This window comes from Kitasatospora sp. NPDC051702 (assembly GCF_040681575.1).
Lineage (GTDB): Bacteria > Actinomycetota > Actinomycetes > Streptomycetales > Streptomycetaceae > Kitasatospora.
Map to the genome: position 1 here is coordinate 26,730 of NZ_JBFAZB010000016.1, position 18,862 is coordinate 45,591.

The following is an 18,862-nucleotide window of genomic DNA, read 5'->3' on the forward strand; positions in this document are numbered from 1 at the left end:
CCCTACTGAAAGTAGGACGTGCTCTGGTAGCACCGCTGACGCCTGACGAGGAATCATCTCCCTCGCGACGAGAAGAAGACTAGCAGGTCAGCGGCCCGGCACCGAAACCGGACGGACGATCCCGCCGTACGGCCCGGCCCCGCCGCCGGTGCGCGGGGCCCCGTCCGTGGTGGTCTTCTGGGTGCGACGCGTCGTCCGCGTCCGATCCGAACCCGATCCGGTCCAGCCCGCTCCCTGGAGGAATCCGCCGTGTCCAAGCCCCTGATCGTCATCACCGGTGCCAGCTCGGGCATCGGCGCGGCCACCGCCCGGCTGCTGTCCGCACAGGGCCACCCGTTGTTGCTGCTCGCGCGCCGACTGGAACGGCTCGAGGAGCTCGCCCTGCCCGAGACCCTGTGCCGCAAGGTCGACGTCACCGACCGCGAGGCGCTCCGGGAGGCGGTGCGCGAGGCCGAGGAGCGGTTCGGGCCGGCGGACGCCATCGTCAACAACGCCGGGGCGATGCTCCTGGGCCGGATCGCGGACCAGGACGCCGAGGAGTGGGACCGGATGATCGACCTGAACGTCAAGGGGGTGCTGTACGGGGTGCGCGCCGTCCTGCCCGGCATGCTGGCCCGTGGCGCCGGCACCGTCATCAACGTCAGTTCCGTCGCCGGCCGCAAGACCTTCCCGAACCACACCGCGTACGTGGGGACGAAGTTCGCCGTCCACGCGATGTCGGAGAACCTGCGCGAGGAGGTCGCCTCCTCGGGAGTCCGCGTGATCACCATCGCCCCGGGGGCCGTGGAGACGGAACTGCTCTCCCACACCACCGACGAGCGGATCAAGGAGGACTACCGGGCGTGGAAGGAGGCGGCCGGCGGCGCCCTGGACCCGCAGGTCGTGGCCGAGGCCATCGTCTACGCGTACCGCCAGCCGCCGGAGGTCACCATCCGCGAGATCGTCCTCGCGGCCACCGGCCAGCAGGGCTGAACGGGCCGGACCGCCGGCCGGCAGGGCTGAACGGGCCGGACCGCCGGCCGGCAGGGCTGAACGGGCCGGACCGCCGGCCGGCAGGGCTGAGCGGGCCGGCTCGCCGGCTACGGCTACGGCTCGGCGGGGGCGCTGTCGCTCCCGGTCCGGACCGCGGCGCCGAACCGCCACGCCTCGATGTCGCGGTAGCGGATCGGCCCGGGGCCGCGGCCGAAGTTGCTGCCGACCAGGTGGAGTCGCTCGGCCGGCCACGGCCTGCCCACGAACCCGGCGAGCCCGGCCGCGGCCTCCGGCACGCTGGTGGGATCGTCGCGACGGCAGCGCGCCAGGGTCAGGTGGGGGCGCAGCGGGCGGTCGGCGAACTCGATCCCGCAGGACCTCACCAGCTCCCGGACGTCGGCGGCGAGCCGGTGCAGTCCCTCCAGGTCCCCGTCGATCCCGCTCCACAGCAGTCGCTCGTCGAAGTGGCCGCCGCCGCGCAGGCCCAGCTGCAGGGCGGGGTGCGAGGCCGCCCGGCCAGCCAGCACCGCCCGCAGCGACGGCACTGCCGTGGACGGCAGTTCACCGAGGAAGGCGAGGGTGATGTGCCAGTCCTCGATCCGGTTCCAGCGCAGCTGCGGGTACCTGGCGTAGGCGGGCTGCAGCGCACGGGCCAGCTCGTCCTTGGCCTCGTCGGGCGGGGCCAGCGCCACGAAGACGCGCAGGGTCGAGGGCTCGGGGGAAACGTCCACGAGGGGGGAGGGTAGCCGAGGGCGGGCCGTCCGCGCCGTCGGTGCCCGCCCGGTCCGCCGCGCCGGGGGCGTCCCGACCGCCCGCCCTCGGGTCTTCGGCACCGAGGGGCACGCAGCCCGCCGCGCAGGCCGGACACGCCCTACGGCCCGGTTCACGGCCGCCGTCCGCCGGGCCCGCGATGATCGGGGGACGGACCCGCACCGCCCGGCGGTTGCGGCGCGCAGCCACACAGAAGGGACGGCCGATGGCCGACGACCAGGACACGGGCAGGCCGGCGTCCCCCGCCCCGCCGGGGCGGACCGCGGCCGGCGGAGGCCGGGAGCCGGGGCACCCCCCGGGCGGGGGCCGGGAGCCGGAGCACCACTTCCGAGCGGACGACCGGAGCCGCCGTGCGTCGACCGGCGCCGACGGCGCGGGCCGGCCCCTCGGTCGGGCCCCCGTCGTCGCCGAGCACTGAACCGACCGACCCGCTGTCCGCGCCCCCACCAGATCCAGGCCCGTGCGACCGGTGTTCCCGGCGGGCCAGCCGTCGAGGAGACGATGCACATGCCGGCCCGACCCACCCCCACCGGTCCGACCGGGCCCGCCGCGGCGTCACAGGACCCGTTGGCGATGGTCCGCTCCCCCGGCTACCTGGTGGTGCTGGCGCTCTCGGCCCTGCTCGGCGTCCCGATCTCGGCCGGCGCGTTCGGGTTCCTCGCCCTGGTCTCCGAGCTGCAGTCGCTCGTCTTCGACGACCTGCCGAAGGGCCTCGGCTTCCACGGCACCCCCGACTGGTGGCCGATCCCGCTGCTCGCGGTGGCGGGCGTCCTGGTCGCCCTGACGATCCGGTACCTGCCGGGTGGCGGGGGCCACCGGCCCGCGGAGGGGCTCAAGACGGGGGGCACGCCCTCGTTCACGTCGGTGCCTGGCGTGGCGGTCGCGGCGATCGTCTCGCTCAGCCTGGGGGTGGTCCTCGGTCCCGAGGCCCCGCTGATCGCCCTCGGCGGCGGGCTCGCGGTCGGCGCGGTCCGACTGCTGAAGCGGGACGCCCCGCCGAGCGCCGTCTCCGTGATCGGCGCGGCCGGCAGCTTCGCGGCCATCAGCGAGCTGCTGGGCTCGCCGCTGGTCGGCGCGTTCCTGCTGATGGAGGCGTCCGGCCTGGGCGGGCCGGTGATGGGCGTGGTGCTGGTGCCCGGTCTGCTCGCCGCGGGCATCGGGTCGCTGATCTTCACCGGTCTCGGCACCTGGACCGGCCTCGGCACCTACTCCCTCACGTTGAACCAGGTGCCGGCCGCCGGCCGGCCGACCCTGGGCGAGTTCGGTTGGGCGATCCTCGCGGGCGTGGTCGCCGCGCTGCTCGGGGAGGCGATCCGCCGCTCCTCGCTCGCCCTGCAGGGCGTGGTGGACCGCCACCGCCTGCCGCTCACCGTCCTGATGGGCGTCGCCGTCGGTGTGATCGCGCTGGTGTACGCGGTGATCACCGACCGGCCGGCCACCGGGGTGCTGTTCTCCGGGCAGGACGCCCTGGGGCCACTGCTGGACCAGAGCGCCGGCTACACGGCCGCCACCCTCCTCGTCCTGCTGGTGTGCAAGTCGCTGGCCTACTGCGCCTCGCTGTGCGCCTTCCGCGGCGGCCCGGTCTTCCCCGCCGTGTTCGTCGGCGCGACCGGCGGCCTCGCCCTGTCCCACCTGCCCGGTCTAGGCACCACCGCCGGATTCGCCATCGGGATGGGCGCGATGACGGTGGCGATGCTGAAGCTGCCGATGACCGCCACGATGCTGGCCACCCTGCTGCTGGGCGAGGCCGGTCTGACCGTCGTCCCGCTGGTGATCGTCGCCGTGGTGGTGGCGTACGTCGGCACGCTCCGGCTCGCCCGGCTGCCCGGCGGGCCCGCACCGGAGGCGTCATCGCCGCCCGCTCCCGCACCCGCGGCCTGACGCCGGGGCCGGCCGGGGACCGGGACCCGAGGACCCGCGGACCCGAGGCCTGAGGACGTGCGGCGTGGGCCCTTCGTCCTGCGGGGTGCCGGCGGTCAGGCCGCGGTGAAGCGGCTGCTCGCCTCGCCCCGGAGCCGGCCGGCCGGAAGCCTGCGGCCGAAGGCGAGCAGGAGGAGGTCCTGGGCGGTGCCGTACACCGGGACGCCCGAACCGTACGACCAGTCCAGGTCCTCGGCGCACAGCCGCACCCCGTCGACGTCCGCGCCGAAGAACCTGAGGCCGGCGGGGCGGATCCCGTCCAGCAGGACCCGCAGCCGCTCCTCGGGCACGCGCCGGTCCAGGCCGAGGGGGACCGTGACGTCCAGGCCGTGCACCACGTCGTGGCCGAGCGCGGCCCGGATCCCGCCGACCGGCGGCGTCCAGGGGTGGTGGGCGCCCTCCCGCAGGAACGCGGCGAGTTCGGTCGCGGAGCAGGCGGCGGCCTCCCTGCGCGCGACGCGGTCGGTCATCCGGTGCAGGCTTCCCCGGGCCCTGACCAGCTCCCGGATCGTCGCGGGCAGGGAGAGCCGGAACCCCGTCGACATGTGCGCCGCGACCTCCCGGACCCGCCACCCCGCGCAGAGGCTGGGCTCCTCCCACTGGTCGGGCCGCAGGCCGTCGAACAGATCGGCCAGTTCCCGGCGTTCCGCCGCGATCATGGCCCGGATCCCGGCCTTCCCGTAGGTGTGAGTCGTCGCGTTACCCATGGGAGCAACCCTGCGGCAGGCCTGACCATCCGTCCAATAGACGGACATGATGCGGTCCAGCACCAGCAGTGATGGATCCCGCCGGTCGGGCCCCGGCGGTCAGGCCGGCTCGGCCCCGTTCGCGGCCACGACCAGCCACTGGGCGGGCAGGTCGATCCGCCGGCCGTCGGGGGTGAACTCGGTGGTCGTCAGCGGCAGGTCACCGGTGGCGAGGACGGTGAGACGGGCGGTGCGGAAGAGCTCGGCGAAGGCCGCGTCGGCGACCTCCGCGGGGGCCAGACCGTGGGCGAAGACCGGGCGCAGCTTGGGAGGCGGGCCGGCGGGGCCCCGGGCGAGGTCGGCCAGGACGGCCTTGGCCGACTCGCGGAGTTCGACGACGAAGGCCCGGCCGCGCTCGCCGATCAGGGTGGCGATGGCGCGGGCCACGGGGAGACGGTCGGCCGGTTCGCTCTGGTGGATGACGCCGCGCACGTACACGTTGGCGTCGCCGAGGCGGTCGTGGAGCGCCAGGACGGCCCGGGTGTCGGTGGCGTCGAGGGGCGCGAACTCGGCCCGCCCGGGCGGGTTGCGGCGCCGGGCGAGGTCGAGGGCGGCGGTGGAGAGGTCGACCCCGACGGCTCGGGCGAACCGGTCGGCGAGGAAGTGGGTCTGGGTGCCGTTGCCGCAGCCCAGGTCGACGACGGGCAGACCGGGGTCGGCGAGGTGGCGGTCGAACAGTTCGAGGTGGCGGGCCGCGGTGAGGCCCGGTTCGGCGTCCCAGATCACCGCCCCCGGCTCCTCGGGGGCGTCCCGCCAGAAGCCCTCCCAGTTGTCCCGGTACCGATTCGTCACGCTCATGGGTAGACCTCCCGGTTTCACGCACGGTGTCGGGATGGTGTGTAGCGGGCCGGGGCCCGGGAGGCAAACGGGGTTCGGGAGGCGCACGAGGGCGGGGTGGCGCCCCGGTGGGCCGTTCCACGCCGAACCGGATCACTCGAAGTGAGGACGGCCGTTCCCGCCGCACGAAGGGTGACGAAGGCCGCGCGGGAGGGCTCGCACGCGTCGACCGGACCGCCGGAGCCGTCGGCCTCACCCCCGGACGGGCCGGATGCGAACGGGAACGCGGACGAGGTCCGGCACCCTGGTGGGGTGCCGGACCTCGTCCGACTATGGAGCGCCAGGCCCGGGTTGCACGGACTCTCCCTACTGAAAGTAGGACGTGCTCTGGTAGCACCGCTGACGCCTGACGAGGAATCATCTCCCTCGCGACGAGAAGAAGACTAGCAGGTCAGCGGCCCTCCGCCGAATCGGGTGGACGGACCGCCCGGCCGCGTGACCGAGGCCGGTGGGCGGCACCGGCGCACCGGATGCCGCCCACGAACGTCGTCGACCGCAGCGACCGGCGGACGGTCAGCCCTGCGGCACCGGACCGTACGAGCCCGACTCGACCTCGGCGACCGCGCCCGGACGGTCCGGTCGCCACCCGAGGATCGTGCGGGCGGCGGCGCCGCTGACGCTCTGGTCGAGGGCGAGCGCGTCCGCGAAGAGCGGGCCGAAGACCTCGGCGGCCTTCTCCACCGGCACCGCGTGCGGGGCGGCGGCCACCCCGGCGGCGCGACCGGCGGCCCGGGCGAGGTCCCTGACCGGGACGGCAGACTCACCGACGCCGTGCCAGACGGTGCCGGCCGCGGCGCGCTCGACGGCCGCCACGAACAGCTCGGCCAGGTCGTCGACGTGGACGGCCGGCCAGCGCACGCCCTCCTCGCCGTAGTACTCGGGCGCCCCCTGCGTCCGGGCCCGGTCCACCAGGATGGCGGGGATGCCGCCGCCACGGCCGTACACGATGCCGGGGCGGACGACGACCGCGCGCACGCCCTCGGCGGCCTCGGCCAGCACCCGCCGCTCGATCCGCGGGCGGTAGCCGACGATGTCGATCGGGTCGGTCGGGGCCTCCTCGCCGACCTCCTGGGCCTCGCCGGTGGCACCGAGCACCCAGACGCCGCTGGTGTAGACGAAGGGCCGGCCGGTGCCGCGCAGCGGGGTGACGAGCGCCTCGATGACGGCGGTGTCGACGTCGGCGTCGCCGCTCGGGGGCGCGAGGTGGATCACCGCCTCGATCTCCGGGGTGACCGCGCCGGCCAGCGAGGCCGGGTCGGCCGTGTCGCCGACCACCTGGGCCTGCCAGGGCCGGTCGGGCTGCGGCTCGGCACTGCGGGTGAGCGCGACGACCTGGTGGCCGGCGGCGGCGAGGTGCTCGGAGACGACGGTGCCGATGTAGCCGGTGGCGCCGGTGAGCAGGACCTTCACGATGTTCCCCCTATGTCGAACATTTCGATGTCGAAACTATAGTCGGGCTCGATCCGCGATGTCAAACACTTCCATGTCGAAATGTTAGACTCGGAACATGACCGACCAGCAGCCGCAGCACGACGGCGTCGACCGCATCACCGCCCAGTGGCGCACGGTCCGCCCCGACCTGGACACCTCCCCCATGGCCGTGATCGGCCGGCTCTCCCGGGCCTCGCGCCTGCTGGAGCGCGGGATCAAGGAGAACCTGACCGTCCACGGCGTCGAGCCCTGGGAGTTCGACGTCCTGGCCACCCTGTTGCGTTCCGGCGCCCCGCACGTCCTCACCGCCGGCGAGCTCAGCGCCGCCGTGATGGTCAGCTCCGCGGCGCTCACCAACCGCATCGACCACCTCGTGGCGAAGGGCCTGGTCGAACGGGCCGTCGACCCCGCCCACCGGCGCCGGGTGCTGATCTCCCTCACCGACGCCGGCCGGGAACTCACCGACCGGCTCGTCGAACACCACCTCGCCGGCGAGGAACGCCAGCTCGCCGGGCTCAGCGGCACCGAACGCGACCAGCTGGCCGGCCTGCTGCGCCGCGTCCTGCTCACCCTCGGCGACCACGACGAGGACCCCGCCGCGCGGTGACCGGTCGGCGCTGACCGCCAGGGCTGACCGCCCGGCGGTTCGTGGCCTTCGAGTCGCGGGCGGCGGTTCGTGGCCTTCGGTTCGTGGCCTTCGGGTCACGGTCGGCGGTTCGCGGCCGCAGGATCCGGTCGGCGAGCGGGTGATTCCGTCACCGGGGCGGGTGAAGCAGGACATGACCGCAGCCGGGGCGGGCAGGCGGACACCATCTGTCCAGCCCTGCTCCGGAGGTGCGCATGTCCGCCGCCATGGTGCTGATGGTCGTCCCGCTCGTCGTCGCGGCCGCCGTGACCGCGGCGTCCCCGCGCGCCGGGGAGCGCCGCGCCGCCCGTTCCCGGAGGGTCCGGCGGGCCGGGGGCCACCGGCCCCGGCACGCCCGGCCCTGAACACCGGGCCCCGCGGACCGCCGTCCGCGGGGCCCGGCGGCTCCCGTCCACACCCGGCTGCCGCGGCCGGCAGCAGGTGGGAGGCTGTTCCGGGCGACGGCCCGCTCCGGGCGGATACCCGCTCCCGGCGGATACCCACTCCCGGCGGGGTGAGCCACCGCCCCGTCAGCGCCGTCGAGGCCCGGCCGGGCCCGAGGCCGCCGGCAGGCCCAGCGGAACCAGCGCCGGGACGCGAGCGCGGTAGGTCTCGTAGGCCGCGCCGAACCGCCCGGCCATCATGGCGTCCTCGGCCCGGACCCGCAGCAGCAACCAGGGCACGGCGACGAGGATGTAGGCGATCCACACGCCGAACCCGCAGGCCGCCATCCCCCCGGCGATCAGGCCCAGCAGGCCGGTGTAGATGGGGTGGCGGACCAGCCGGTAGGGGCCGTCGGTGCGCAGCTCGTGCCGCTCCTGGACGGTCGGCACGCTGGCCCACATCACCCCCAGGACCCAACGGGCCCACAGGAGGAGCGCGGTGGACGCCACCGCCAGCAGCGCGCCCGCGACGGCGAGCACCGGCTGCCAGTAGCGAAGGTGTTGCCAGAAGTCCCGGGTCCGGTCGAGCAGGGCGAACAGCGCGTAGCCGCCGCCGACCAGCAGGACCCGACGGAGCATCGAACGGCGCAGCCCGCGCAGCCATCCGCAGAGGCCGGAACGAGCCGCGACCGCGAAGTAGAGGACGCCGGCCGTCCAGGCCGCGCAGAAGATCGCGACGCACGTGTAGGTGAGCGCGACGGTTGCCGAATGCAGAGAGCCCGTGGCCCAAGGCTCCTCCGCCACCGGAGGGCTCCACCACCACCCGCGGGTGGACCGCAGGGCCCTCCTTCCACCCGGAGGTGGAGCCGCCCCGGAACGCCCACGGGAACGGCCACGGGAGCGCCCACCGGAACGCCTCGGCGCGCCGCGGACCGGCATCCGGGCCGCGCGCACGCCCGATCGACCGGGTACGCACGGACATCTGAAGGACCGTCACCGAAGGTGTCCGGACCGCCCCGGCCGGGCCCCGTGAGCGGCGACCCTCCCCCGGCCCCGGGTCTGATCCTGCCGAGGGGCACGGCCGTCAACGGCGGCACGCTTCTGTACGCCCATGCCTACGGGGCCAGGGCGATCCCCCTCGCCGCCGTCACGCTCGCCCTCCTCGCGACCGGCGACCGCTCCGCCGCCGCCCCGGTCCTCGCGATCGTCGGCCTGGCCCAGATCGGCGACTCCGCGATCGGCGTGCAGCAGCGCAACCCGGGGATGGCCGTGTGTGCCGGCCTGCTGGCCGTCCTCCACCTCGCCTCGGCGTGGTAGTTCCATGCGCGCTGACCGCAGCCGTGCGCGGGAAGTCGGCGGATCCGACTTCCCGCGCACGGAGGGCCGCGATCACCCGTGGCGGCGGGTGCTTCCGACGCCCGCGGCCGGGGCGCCCCGAACGGACGAAGGGACTCCCCCCGCCCCACGACGGGCCCGGCTCACCGGCGCCCGCGGCCTGCTGCCGTCGACGGGTCGCGGGCGGGCCGGCCCGGGGTACGGGCTCCCCGGGCGGTCAGGACGCGCAGTCGCGACAGATGGGTTGACCGTTGCGGTCCTCGCCCGCGAGCTGGGCACGGTGGTGGACCAGGAAACAGGTCATGCAGGTGAACTCGTCCTCCTGCATGGGCACGACCCGCACGGTGAGCTCCTCACCGGACAGGTCGGCGCCCGGGAGCTCGAGCCCTTCGACGGCCTCGGGCTCCACGTCGACGGCGGAGCTCTGCTTGTCGTCGCGCTGGCTCTTCAGCGCCTCGATGCTGTCGTCGCTGCTCTCGTCGCCGGTGTCACGCGGAGCGTCGTAGTCGGTTGCCAAGGTGGTGCCTTCTCCTCAGGGATTGCTTCCGGCGGGCGGGTCGTCCCGCCCGCCGGCCGACGGAGTGCCGGCCGGGCAGGTTCTCATGGCCGATCCGCCCCGTGGCGAGCACCACCATCCCACCTCGCCCACCGTACGGCGCGCGAAGGCCGACACGCGGCCCCGTCGAGGTGCCGTCGCCCACCCCGGTCCACGGCGTCACGATCCGCCGGGCAGCGCCCCGTCGGCCGCGGCGAAGGTGAGCCCTCCGGAGCCGAGCGGCCTGCGCCCGCCGGCGGCGCCCTGCCGCGGGATGCCGGGCTCCGGAGCCGACGGTTCCCGGAACGGCAGGCGCTCCACCGGGAGGAGCCGCTCGCGCTCCCCGACCGCGGGCTGGTCGACGAGGGGCTCGGAGAAGGGCTGCCACAGCGGGCGCCGGTCGGCGTTCATGATCACCAGTCTGCCAGTCCGCCCGCCCGACCACCCCCGATTTCCCCACGGCCCCGCCGGGAGGGTGGTGTCGGGGTGGTGTCGGGGCGGGTCACTTGCCGGCGGCGGCCAGGGAGGTGACGGCTTCGGGCACGGTGGGGCGGTAGAGGCCCATCGTGGGGTTGAGGACCCTGGTGCCGCCGTCGAGCGGGAAGTTGTGGGTGTTGGCGAGGGGCATGTTGGTGCCGTCCTGGTCGACCAGCACGTTGACTTCGTTGATGCCGGGGGCGGTGCCGGTGGTGGCGCCGCCGGGGTTGAGGTCGATGACGGCATAGGCGTTCTGGCCGGCGGGGACGGGGAAGCGCGCGGTGCCGCTGGCGAGCACCGGCCTGAGGTTGTTGCTCTGGTCGCGCGCGGCGGAGTTGCCGAGGTCGACCCCCGGGGAGGAGCTCAGGGTGCAGGCGTTCGCGCCCGTGTTGTGCACCTCGATCACCCGCTGCGTCGGCGCCCCCTGGCGTGCGGTCACCCGGATCGTGAGGTTCTGGATGTCGCACGGGTGGTCGGCGGCGGGGGCGGCGCCCGTGGCGGGCGGGGTGTGGGTGGCGGGGCGCGAGGCCGTTGCCGGTGCACCCGTCGCGGGGGCACCGGTGGCCGGGGCGCCCGTCGCCGGGGGCGCGGGCGTCGCCGGCGCGGTGGCCGCCGCGCTCTTCGCGGGGGCCGTCGGCCCGGCGGCCGGGTCCGCGTTGTCCGGTCCGCAGGCGGTCAGCACGAGTCCGGCCCCGGCGACGAGGACGGCGGTGGCGAGCAGCGGGCGGCGGTGACGGACGGACATGAGGACTCCCCGGTGGCGGTGCGTGCTGACTGCTTCGGACACCCAGGATGACGACGGGTCAGGCGAGTTCGGTGGCACCGGTGGCGTCACAGTCGTCAGGACATGACAGAGACGGGACCGTGACATTCCGTCAGTCGTGGGGGTGGTGGCGGTGGTGGGGGTGGTGGGCAGGTGCGGACAGGAGTGGACAGTTCCCGCCGCCGATCGGTCTGGGAAGTGGACATCCGCCACCGCCAGTCTGTGCGGCATGAACCGCCGGGCCGGGCACTCGGCCCGAGGAAGAGCGAGGACCTCCCCCATGACGCACACCAGAACCGCCCGCCGCTGGATCGCCGCCGCGGCCGCCGCGATCACCACCGCCATCGCCGTCCCGGCGATCGCCCAGCCGGAGGACGGCGGGTACGGAGGCCGGGCGAGCCGCATCGACTGGCACGCCTGTGCCGACACCGACTTCACCGGCATGCAGTGCGGCACCATCCGGGTGCCGGTGGAGTGGTCCCGCCCCGGCGGCGCCGACCTCACCCTCTCCCTGGTCCGCCGACCGGCAGACGACCAGGCGCACCGCCAGGGCAGCCTGCTCCTCAACGACGGTGCCGGCGGCTCCTCGATCGAGCAGCTGCGGCTGGCGATGCACATCGGATTCGCGCAGTTCGCCGGGGACATGACCCGCAAGTTCGACGTGGTCGCGGTGGACCCGCGCGGGGTGGGACACAGCACGCCGATCGTCTGCGGCGAGCCGCTCAAGCCCGCCGGGGTCACCCACTTCCCGAAGGACCGGGCCGCCTTCGACGCGCTCGCCGCCCACAACCGGGCCTTCGCCGACGACTGCCGGCGCCGCAACGGCCAGCTCACCGCCAACGTCGACCTGACCAGCACCGCGCGGGACTTCGAGGCGGTGCGGATCGGCCTAGGCGAGCAGCAGGTCGACTGGTACGGCATCCACTACAGCACGCTGCTCGGGCGCACCTACGCCGAGCTCTACCCCGGCCGGCTGCGCAGCATGGTCCTCGACACCGCGCTGGACGACACCGGTGCTCCGCTCACCCGCATCACCCAGGAGGCGGCCGCCGCGGAGGAGGCCTTCGACCGCTTCGCCGCCTGGTGCACCGCCGCGGCGGACTGCGCCCTGCACGGCAAGGACGTCGCAACCGTGTACGACGGTCTCGTCGCCGCCGCCGACCGCTCGCCCGTCCCCACCGGCTCCTCCGCCCACCAGCCGCTGACGGGCGAGGACATCCGCGAGGCCACCCAGGGCTTCCTCACCCTGACGTTCCCCGCCTGGCGGGAACTGGCCGAGGCCATCGTCAAGGCCACCGACCCGCAGCGCCCCAACGCGATCGACTTCACCCACGACTCCGACGACACCATGGACCCGGTCCAGGTCCAGGTGCCGGCCTGCCTGGACAACGCCTCGCCGGTGCGCACCTTCGACGACCTGGCCCGTCTGCAGCAGGACCTCGCCCGGGTGTCCCCGCACCTCGGCGGCGCCGTGCGCTCGTACAAGGCGGTGGCCGGATGCCTCGGCTGGCCCGTGCCGGCCCGGCCGGTCAAGGCGGGCGGCCCGGTCGGCGGCGCGCCGGCGGCACTGATCCTGCAGTCCACCCACCAGGCCCTCGCCCCGTTCCAGGCGGGCGCGGCGATGGCCGGACAGCTGCCCGGCAGTGTCGTGCTCGGCCACGAGGGAGACGACTACAGCCTGTTCCTGGTCTCCAAGTGCGCCGCGGCGGCCACCAACCGCTATCTGACCACCCTCGCCCTGCCCGCGGCCGGCACCGTCTGCACCGACTGACCGGCCACCGCCCGTGCCGCGCGACCCCGCAGCTGCGTGGCTGCGCGGTCTCCGGCCCCGCGACCGGCCGTACCGCTCGACCACCGTGCCGCGCGACCTGACGGCTGCGCGACCGCCCGTGCCGCCGGCCCGGTGTTCCGGGGCCGGCGGCACGGGCGGTCGTCGCGGCTACAGCATGACGAGCAGCTTGGTGTCCGGGACCAGCTTCCGGTTGACGGAGGTCGACTGGACGAAGACGGTGTACGCCGGGTTCTCGCCCGGCTTCACGGTGACCTCCGAGGCCGGCAGCCCGAGGAGCCGGCGGGCGGCCGGGCCGGAGAACACCCGGCCGGTCATCTGCCCGGTGGCCGGGTCCTTCTCCGCCACGGCGAGCTGCTTGCTGCCCTGGATCTTCTCCCGCTTGGACAGCTCGTAGTAGGCGCAGCCCGTCTTGTACGCGTGCCCGGAGCGGGTGACGAAGTCGCGGATCGGGCTCGGCTGGTCGACCGGGACGAGGATGTAGCTGCCGGTGTCCAGGGCGTCGAGGTTGGCCGCGACGTCGGCGGTGTTGAGGTCGTGGCCCATGGTGAAGAGGTTCCTGGTGCCGCGCACGCCCTGCTCGCGGCCGCGCAGGAAGCTCGTGGCGGCGGTCTTGACGGTGCCGATGGCCTCCTCGACGCCCTTGCCCGAGTCGGCGTCCCAGATCGCGATGTTTCCCGCGGGGAAGCCGTACTCCTGGGCGGTGCGCCTGGCCAGGGAGTTCGGCACCAGGATCGCCGACGTCCAGTGCTCGGGCAGGTCGTCCAGGGCGCCCTTGATGCGGTCCTTCCACGCGCTCAGGACGGCGGCGCCCTGGCCGGCCTTCATGCGGGTGTGCATCTGGCCGCTCTCCGAACAGCCGGAGGCGTTCTCCTCGCCGTCGGTGACGACGACCTGGAGGAAGGAGTGCTCCCCGTAGCCCTCCCAGATGTTCTTCAGGTCGTCGACGGACTTCACGGCCGCCTCGATGAGCGCCGTCGCGCCGTTGTCGACCCGGTAGAGGCCCTTCAGGGAGGGCAGGTGCTTGACGTCCATGTCCCAGACGAGGTTCTGCACCTCGTGGTCGAAGGCGTAGAGGCTGATGCGGGTCTCGTGGCCGAGCCGGTCGGACTCCTCCTGAAGGCCCTTCACGAACTCGTCCACCACACGGACCAGCTGCGCCTCGTGCTGGCGCATCGAGCCGGACTTGTCGACCACCAGCGAAACGTGGTTGACCTTGTGCTTGATCCTGTTCGCGGACATGGTCCTACCCCTTTCCCAACGCCTTTTCGACGCCTTTCCGGCGCCCCCTCCGACGTTGCTCCAACACTATGGGGAGGCACTGACAGTGCCCCCTGACCTGGGGTTTCACGGGGCCGGAATTCACCGGAGGAGAAGGTGCCGCCCCTTGGCGGACCACACGGCCTGAATTGCGCCGGGCGAACGTCGGATCCGCCCGGCGAGGGCGGAAGGACCATTTCTTCGGACGCACTCGCGGGCCGGTTTCCGGGCGCCCGGCGGGCTCCGCCGGGCCGCCGGCGGGGTGCGGCGTGAGAATGGGGAGGCACCTGTTGTTCCACCGTCCCGGGAGGCGTCCCGTGAAGGACCTCGAGTTCGAACAGAAGCGCACGCTGTCGCGTGCCGAGGCCGCCGATCAGCTGGAGGCGTTGGCGGCCGCGCTCAGACGCGGCGGCCAGGCCGAGCTGGAGCTCGGGCCCGGGAAGCTGACGCTGCGGATCCCCGACGAGCTGCGCACCGAGATCGAGGTCGAGCTGGAGGACGGCGAGATCGAGCTGGAGATCGAGTTCTCCTGGCGGACCGGGCAGGCGGACGGCGGTGACTGACGGCGGCGGCTGACGGAAACCGCCGAGGGGCCCGGCGCGGCCCGCTGCTACTGCGGGTTGCCGTTGGCCGCGAGGCGGGAGCTCATCTCCGCGTGGGCGCGCCCGGAGTGGGCGTTGGCCGGGTCGTGGACGAGCCGCAGGTAGTCGTAGAGCACCTGCACGCACTTGTCCCGGGTCGGGTACGAGGCGTCGGAGGTCAGCGCGAGGTCGTTGGCGACCTCCATCAGCCGGCCGTCGGCATCGGCGTACACCGGGTGCCAGATCAGTCTGACCGCCGGGTTCAGCGCCATGACCAGGCGCAGTTGCGGGACCTCCTGCGCGATGAGGACGCTCTCGGGGTCGTACGCCCGCAGGAAGATGTGGACGGGGCCGCGGGCGCGGCTGACGAAGGCCTTGGACAGGACGTTCCACATGGGCGTCTTGAGCAGCCAGTCCGGGGTCAGGGACAGCTTGTCGACCACGCCGCCGAAGGGCGTGGACTCCAGCGGGGTGTGGCCCTTGGCGCGGGCGTAGTCGCTGACCTCCCGGCCGCCCGACCACAGGGCCAGCGTCGGCGTGTCGATCTCCAGGTAGTCGCCGACGACCCTCACCAGCTCCTGGTACCAGGAGTTCGACGCGCGGTAGTCGCGCTGCTCCTGACGTTCGGTGAACTTCGCCATCGCCTCGTCGTTGAGCTGCCCCTGTTCGGCGATGCCGCCGAGGACGAGCTGCCAGGCCGTCTCGGTGACGTCCGCGGGGAAACCCGCCTGGGCCATCATGGCCCGGAACGTGCCCCACTCACCGTGCGCGGTGGGGTCGGCGGCGTTGCGCCGCGCCTCCTCCCGGACCGCCCCCGGGTCCTGCTGGCGCTGGATCCGGCGCGTCACCGCGGCGTTGCCCACCGTCCGCTGGAGCACGCCCAGTCCGGCCGGGCTCGCGGACCGGCCGGCGGCCTGCTGCGAGGCCTGGTGCGGGGCCGCGTCCCGGGTTCGTCGCCGCGGCGCCGTCTCGGGTGTCGGCGCGACCGCGGGTGTCTCCGTCTTCCGCACGCTCCCCAGCCCCTCCACGTCCCTGCGTCCCTGCCCGGCCCCGGCGGGGCCGAGACTAGGGCCTCGCGGCGGCTGCCGGGAGGGCCGGAAGGGCAGTCCGCGGGCACCGGTGGGGGGCGGCGCGGGCGGCGGCGGGGGCAGCGGGACGGGGCGCCGGACGGGAGGGCGGCGCGGGGGGCAGGGGCGGAGCGAGGGCGGGCAGCCGGACGGCGACGCGGGAACGGCGGCAGGGACGTGGGCGGGGGCGGGGACTCAGGCGAGGGGCAGGGACGCGGGCGGGGGCTCAGGCGAGGGGCAGGGACGCGGGCGGGGGCTCAGGGGAGGGGACCGGCCAGGGTCTCGATGTCCGGTTCCTCCGTCCAGGTGAGGCGCACCAGGTCCGGGGCGGGGCGCTCCCCCCTGGCGACGGCCACGGTGAAGTCCTTGGCCTCCCTCAGTCCGAGGGCGGGTGCCCGCCTGCGCAGGTACTGCATCGCGGCCGCCGTACCGCTGGTGCGGAGGACCTCCCGCAGGGCGATCACCAGCGGGTCGAAGCCGGTGCCGCCCTTGACCTGGCGGAGGTAGCGCTCCTGCCAGTCGTCCGTGTACGCGAGCGGGGACAACCAGTGGACGCTGCCGTCGAAGCGGTCCACCAGGTACGTCCCGCACCAGCCGGTGGTCCGCAGGCGGAGGTCGCCGGTGCGGAGGTACTCCGCCGAGTCCACGGCCAGCAGCCATCCGACCTCGTGCTCCTGCGCGCCGGCCACGGCGAGCTCGGGGAAGGACCATTCGGCCGGCGACTCCTCCCGCTGGCGGGCCAGTTGGGCTTCCACGAGCTCGACCGCACGGTCCCTGGTGATCACCGTTCCATGCTCCACCCCGCGTCAACCGGGTTTCCCGGGCCCGCGGGCGCACGGGGTGCGGGGCACGGCGGGCGCTCCGGCGCGGGGGGCGTACCGACCGGAGGAGGACGGCGGCCGGACGGGTGGTCCTGCGGGTGGAGGGGCAGTCCGTCCTGCGGGCTGACGGCGGGCGGTCGGGCGCGCCGTATCGTCGGTGCCATGAGCCGAGCACTGCATCTGGCCACCTACCTGCTGGCCTTCGACACCGAGGCCCGGACCCTGCAGGACCGCGCCCGCGCCGGTTTCCTGGTGCGCGCCGCGGCCCTGGCCGAGCTCGCCCGCCGGGGTGCCGCCGCCGAGGACGACGGGGGCCGGGTCCGGGTCGTCCGCGCCGACCCCACCGGGGACGGCGTGCTCGACGCGCTGGTCGCCGACCTGGGCGGCGAGCAGCGCACCTGGAAGTCGTGGATCAAGCGCGGGCGCGAGGACACCCTGGAGGCCGTCGAGGAACGGCTCGCGGTGCTCGGCGTCATGACCGTGACGGACCGCGACCCCTACGGCCCGGTCGCGCCGCGGCGCGCCGCGGCGATGGAGGACCCGCGCGAGGCCCTGGACCTCCAGGTGCGGGTGGCCGGGCTCGTGCGCGGCACCGCCCCCGTCGCCGACGTGCCGTACGAGGAGGCGGTGCTCGCGGCCCTGGCCGCCCACGGGCACCTGCGGCTGGTGATCTCCCGCCACGACCGCAGGGAGCACGCCGACCGGATCGCCGCGTTCACCGACCGGGTCGCCGTCGAGGCCGCCCCGGGGCTGGCCCGGGCGGTGTCCGGGCTGAACCTGACCATGGTCGCCGCCCAGGGCGGGATGGGCGGCGGCTGACGGGCGCCCCGGGGTTTCTCCGGCGCCGCGCGCCCGGGTGCGGGTTAGCCTCGGCCGTGGGCCCGGCAGCCCGCCCCGGGCCGCGGGAATGGCCTGACCAGCACGGCAAGCCACCCTGACCACCGCATCCGGCCGACCGGCCGTCGAGGAGCACCGTGGAGCTCTGGCTGTTGAACCACACCCCGGCCGCGCCCCTGGCGGTGCTGGTGGTCGGGGGCTTCGTGCTGCTGGCCCTGGCGGGCAGCGTCCTGGCCGCGCGCCGGTTCCCGGCGCTCGCGGACGGCGAGCACAACGAGATGGTCGGCGTGGTGCTGGGGATGTTCGGCGCGATCTACGGCATCATCCTGGCGTTCGTCATCGTCAACCTGTGGACCGAGCTGCAGGACACGGGCAGGGTCGTGTCCACCGAGGCAACCGCGGTGTCCCAGATCGCCCGCGACGCCCGGGCCTTCCCGCCCGCGACCCGGGAGGCGGTGTACGCGGCCGTCCACGGCTACGTACACGCCGTCGTCGAGGACCAGTGGCCCCTGATGCGGGCCGGGAAGGGCGACTCCGCGGTGACCACCCGGGCGCTCGACGGGATGTACGGGGCCCTCGCGGACTACCAGCCCGAAACCCCCTCCGAACAGGCCTTCTACGCCAAGGCCCTGGACAGCCTGAACGACGTCGCCGCCCAGCGGCGGGCCCGGATCGCCGTGAGCCACGGCCAGCTGCCGACCCTGCTGCAGGTGCTGATCTTCGGCGGTGCCGTGGTGATCACGCTGACCACCTTCCTGTACGGCATCCGGAGCCGGCGGATGCGGCTGCTGTTCGTCGGTTCGGTGGCCGCGCTCGTCGGCTTCAGCCTGCTCCTGGTCATCGTCCTCGACCGGCCGTTCTCCGGGTACATGAGCGTCTCCCCGCAGCCGTTCAAGGACAGTGCGCTCGCCCGGTTCTGGTGACCTGGTCTTCGGAACCGGCGTGAACACCCTTTGCTGATGAATCATCATATTGCTTGCACTGCAGGGTGATTGCGGACATCCCTGGCCGGAGCCTTCCCTCCGGGACGGGCTGCGTCCACCGGGTGAGGCGGACGCCACCGCGGACGGCGGCCCGGCGTCCGACGCAGTGTCCAGCGCCGCATCCGGCCCGGCGTCCGGCGCCGGGCCGGAAATCCGGTGGTTCACCGAAGCCCCGAGGTACAGACTGGCCGGATGCCCACCCTGGAGCTCCTGCGTCCCGACCACGCCGAGGCCCTGCTGGCGTTCGAGCGCGCCAACCGCGCGTACTTCGCCCGCAGCATCCCCGACCGCGGCGACGCCTACTTCGCCGAGTTCCCGGCCCGCCACGCCGCCCTGCTCGCCGAACAGACCGGGGGCACCTGCAGGTTCCACGTGGTGCGCGACGCCGGCGGGGAACTCCTCGGCCGCGTCAACCTGGTCGACCTCGCCGAGGGCGGCGCCGAACTCGGCTACCGCATCGCCGAATCCGCCGCCGGCCGCGGCATCGCCTCCGCCGCCGTCGCCGAGGTCTGCCGGCTCGCCGCCACCGTCTACGGCCTCGACTTCCTCACCGCCGCCACCACCCTCGACAACCCCGCCTCGCAGGCGGTCCTCGCCCGCAACGGCTTCCAGGTCCGGCACGAGTTCCGCCTCGACGACCGGGCCGCCCTCGCATACCGACGCGACCTGGCCGACCTCCGCCCGACGCCCCTGGCTTGACGTCCGACCAGTCGTGTTCGACCACCTGCT

Annotated in this window: 21 protein-coding genes; 10 read left to right on the top strand and 11 right to left on the bottom strand. The window is 74.5% G+C overall.

What is annotated here, in order from left to right:
- The first annotated feature begins 249 nt into the window (after positions 1-249).
- Positions 250-972, top strand: a complete 723-nt coding sequence (locus AB0N04_RS16020; protein ID WP_360206320.1) for an SDR family oxidoreductase — start codon at positions 250-252, stop codon at positions 970-972.
- 113 nt (positions 973-1,085) lie between these two features.
- On the opposite strand, the gene thpR is transcribed toward AB0N04_RS16020, so the two are convergent.
- A complete protein-coding gene (thpR, locus tag AB0N04_RS16025; RefSeq protein ID WP_360206323.1) occupies positions 1,086-1,703 on the bottom strand; it encodes an RNA 2',3'-cyclic phosphodiesterase in 618 nt (205 codons plus the stop codon).
- A 547-nt stretch (positions 1,704-2,250) separates the two neighbouring features.
- Here thpR and AB0N04_RS16030 point away from each other — a divergent pair.
- Complete coding sequence (locus tag AB0N04_RS16030) at positions 2,251-3,624, top strand: chloride channel protein (protein ID WP_360206326.1); 1,374 nt, start codon at positions 2,251-2,253, stop codon at positions 3,622-3,624.
- A gap of 95 nt (positions 3,625-3,719) precedes the next feature.
- On the opposite strand, the gene AB0N04_RS16035 is transcribed toward AB0N04_RS16030, so the two are convergent.
- The 3 genes from AB0N04_RS16035 to AB0N04_RS16045 all read right to left on the bottom strand — a co-directional run bounded on the left by AB0N04_RS16035 (position 3,720) and on the right by AB0N04_RS16045 (position 6,656).
- Positions 3,720-4,370: a maleylpyruvate isomerase family mycothiol-dependent enzyme gene (locus AB0N04_RS16035; protein WP_360206329.1), complete on the bottom strand. Its 651-nt coding sequence runs from the start codon at positions 4,368-4,370 to the stop codon at positions 3,720-3,722.
- Positions 4,371-4,469: 99 nt separating this feature from the next.
- Positions 4,470-5,207: a methyltransferase domain-containing protein gene (locus AB0N04_RS16040; RefSeq protein ID WP_360206332.1), complete on the bottom strand. Its 738-nt coding sequence runs from the start codon at positions 5,205-5,207 to the stop codon at positions 4,470-4,472.
- A gap of 552 nt (positions 5,208-5,759) precedes the next feature.
- Positions 5,760-6,656, bottom strand: a complete 897-nt coding sequence (locus AB0N04_RS16045; protein ID WP_360206334.1) for an NAD-dependent epimerase/dehydratase family protein — start codon at positions 6,654-6,656, stop codon at positions 5,760-5,762.
- Between the two features lie 97 nt (positions 6,657-6,753).
- Between AB0N04_RS16045 and AB0N04_RS16050 the strand changes: the two genes are divergently transcribed.
- Together AB0N04_RS16050 and AB0N04_RS16055 are read left to right on the top strand one after the other, a co-directional pair.
- Positions 6,754-7,284 (top strand): MarR family transcriptional regulator, encoded by a 531-nt coding sequence (locus AB0N04_RS16050; protein WP_360206337.1) that lies wholly within the window; start codon positions 6,754-6,756, stop codon positions 7,282-7,284.
- Positions 7,285-7,517: 233 nt separating this feature from the next.
- Entirely contained in the window at positions 7,518-7,667 is a 150-nt protein-coding gene (locus tag AB0N04_RS16055) for a hypothetical protein (RefSeq protein ID WP_360206340.1), read from the top strand.
- Between the two features lie 165 nt (positions 7,668-7,832).
- Here AB0N04_RS16055 and AB0N04_RS16060 read toward each other — a convergent pair whose 3' ends face one another.
- On the bottom strand, positions 7,833-8,489 hold the full coding sequence (locus AB0N04_RS16060; protein ID WP_360206343.1) for an isoprenylcysteine carboxylmethyltransferase family protein: 657 nt from the start codon (positions 8,487-8,489) through the stop codon (positions 7,833-7,835).
- Positions 8,490-8,687: 198 nt separating this feature from the next.
- Between AB0N04_RS16060 and AB0N04_RS16065 the strand changes: the two genes are divergently transcribed.
- The gene (locus AB0N04_RS16065; RefSeq protein ID WP_360206345.1) at positions 8,688-9,002 is read left to right on the top strand and encodes a DUF4267 domain-containing protein; all 315 of its coding nucleotides are present in this window, start codon (positions 8,688-8,690) and stop codon (positions 9,000-9,002) included.
- A gap of 235 nt (positions 9,003-9,237) precedes the next feature.
- Here the strand turns inward: AB0N04_RS16065 and AB0N04_RS16070 are convergent, their stop codons facing one another.
- The 3 genes from AB0N04_RS16070 to AB0N04_RS16080 form a co-directional block, all read right to left on the bottom strand.
- Positions 9,238-9,537, bottom strand: coding sequence for a DUF4193 domain-containing protein (locus AB0N04_RS16070; protein WP_360206348.1), 300 nt, complete (start codon positions 9,535-9,537; stop codon positions 9,238-9,240).
- Between the two features lie 198 nt (positions 9,538-9,735).
- Positions 9,736-9,966, bottom strand: coding sequence for a hypothetical protein (locus AB0N04_RS16075; RefSeq protein ID WP_360206351.1), 231 nt, complete (start codon positions 9,964-9,966; stop codon positions 9,736-9,738).
- A 91-nt stretch (positions 9,967-10,057) separates the two neighbouring features.
- Entirely contained in the window at positions 10,058-10,777 is a 720-nt protein-coding gene (locus AB0N04_RS16080; protein WP_360206354.1) for a DUF4232 domain-containing protein, read from the bottom strand.
- 298 nt (positions 10,778-11,075) lie between these two features.
- On the opposite strand from AB0N04_RS16080, the gene AB0N04_RS16085 reads away from it, so the two are divergent.
- Entirely contained in the window at positions 11,076-12,566 is a 1,491-nt protein-coding gene (locus AB0N04_RS16085; RefSeq protein ID WP_360206357.1) for an alpha/beta fold hydrolase, read from the top strand.
- A gap of 168 nt (positions 12,567-12,734) precedes the next feature.
- Here the strand turns inward: AB0N04_RS16085 and AB0N04_RS16090 are convergent, their stop codons facing one another.
- Positions 12,735-13,826, bottom strand: a complete 1,092-nt coding sequence (locus AB0N04_RS16090; RefSeq protein WP_360206360.1) for a vWA domain-containing protein — start codon at positions 13,824-13,826, stop codon at positions 12,735-12,737.
- Between the two features lie 335 nt (positions 13,827-14,161).
- Between AB0N04_RS16090 and AB0N04_RS16095 the strand changes: the two genes are divergently transcribed.
- A complete protein-coding gene (locus tag AB0N04_RS16095) occupies positions 14,162-14,407 on the top strand; it encodes an amphi-Trp domain-containing protein (protein ID WP_360206362.1) in 246 nt (81 codons plus the stop codon).
- Between the two features lie 47 nt (positions 14,408-14,454).
- Here AB0N04_RS16095 and AB0N04_RS16100 read toward each other — a convergent pair whose 3' ends face one another.
- Together AB0N04_RS16100 and AB0N04_RS16105 are read right to left on the bottom strand one after the other, a co-directional pair.
- A complete protein-coding gene (locus AB0N04_RS16100) occupies positions 14,455-15,435 on the bottom strand; it encodes a hypothetical protein (RefSeq protein WP_360206365.1) in 981 nt (326 codons plus the stop codon).
- 314 nt (positions 15,436-15,749) lie between these two features.
- Positions 15,750-16,277 carry a YrhB domain-containing protein gene (locus AB0N04_RS16105; protein ID WP_360206368.1) on the bottom strand — a complete coding sequence of 176 codons (528 nt, stop codon included), beginning with the start codon at positions 16,275-16,277 and terminating at the stop codon, positions 15,750-15,752.
- Positions 16,278-16,475: 198 nt separating this feature from the next.
- Between AB0N04_RS16105 and AB0N04_RS16110 the strand changes: the two genes are divergently transcribed.
- The 3 genes from AB0N04_RS16110 (at position 16,476) to AB0N04_RS16120 (ending at position 18,832) form a co-directional block, all read left to right on the top strand.
- Entirely contained in the window at positions 16,476-17,132 is a 657-nt protein-coding gene (locus tag AB0N04_RS16110; RefSeq protein WP_360206371.1) for a GPP34 family phosphoprotein, read from the top strand.
- Between the two features lie 155 nt (positions 17,133-17,287).
- A complete protein-coding gene (locus AB0N04_RS16115; RefSeq protein ID WP_360206374.1) occupies positions 17,288-18,073 on the top strand; it encodes a DUF4239 domain-containing protein in 786 nt (261 codons plus the stop codon).
- 252 nt (positions 18,074-18,325) lie between these two features.
- Positions 18,326-18,832, top strand: coding sequence for a GNAT family N-acetyltransferase (locus AB0N04_RS16120; RefSeq protein WP_360206377.1), 507 nt, complete (start codon positions 18,326-18,328; stop codon positions 18,830-18,832).
- Positions 18,833-18,862 lie beyond the last annotated feature (30 nt).

Bases quoted from the DNA above. Each gene is read 5' to 3' on its own strand.
- AB0N04_RS16085 (WP_360206357.1), top strand. From the start codon at position 11,076: ATGACGCACACCAGAACCGCCCGCCGCTGGATCGCCGCCGCGGCCGCC.
- AB0N04_RS16040 (WP_360206332.1), bottom strand. From the start codon at position 5,207: ATGAGCGTGACGAATCGGTACCGGGACAACTGGGAGGGCTTCTGGCGG.
- AB0N04_RS16120 (WP_360206377.1), top strand. From the start codon at position 18,326: ATGCCCACCCTGGAGCTCCTGCGTCCCGACCACGCCGAGGCCCTGCTG.
- AB0N04_RS16080 (WP_360206354.1), bottom strand. From the start codon at position 10,777: ATGTCCGTCCGTCACCGCCGCCCGCTGCTCGCCACCGCCGTCCTCGTC.
- AB0N04_RS16075 (WP_360206351.1), bottom strand. From the start codon at position 9,966: ATGAACGCCGACCGGCGCCCGCTGTGGCAGCCCTTCTCCGAGCCCCTC.
- AB0N04_RS16110 (WP_360206371.1), top strand. From the start codon at position 16,476: ATGAGCCGAGCACTGCATCTGGCCACCTACCTGCTGGCCTTCGACACC.
- AB0N04_RS16030 (WP_360206326.1), top strand. From the start codon at position 2,251: ATGCCGGCCCGACCCACCCCCACCGGTCCGACCGGGCCCGCCGCGGCG.
- AB0N04_RS16050 (WP_360206337.1), top strand. From the start codon at position 6,754: ATGACCGACCAGCAGCCGCAGCACGACGGCGTCGACCGCATCACCGCC.
- AB0N04_RS16055 (WP_360206340.1), top strand. From the start codon at position 7,518: ATGTCCGCCGCCATGGTGCTGATGGTCGTCCCGCTCGTCGTCGCGGCC.
- AB0N04_RS16035 (WP_360206329.1), bottom strand. From the start codon at position 4,370: ATGGGTAACGCGACGACTCACACCTACGGGAAGGCCGGGATCCGGGCC.
- AB0N04_RS16090 (WP_360206360.1), bottom strand. From the start codon at position 13,826: ATGTCCGCGAACAGGATCAAGCACAAGGTCAACCACGTTTCGCTGGTG.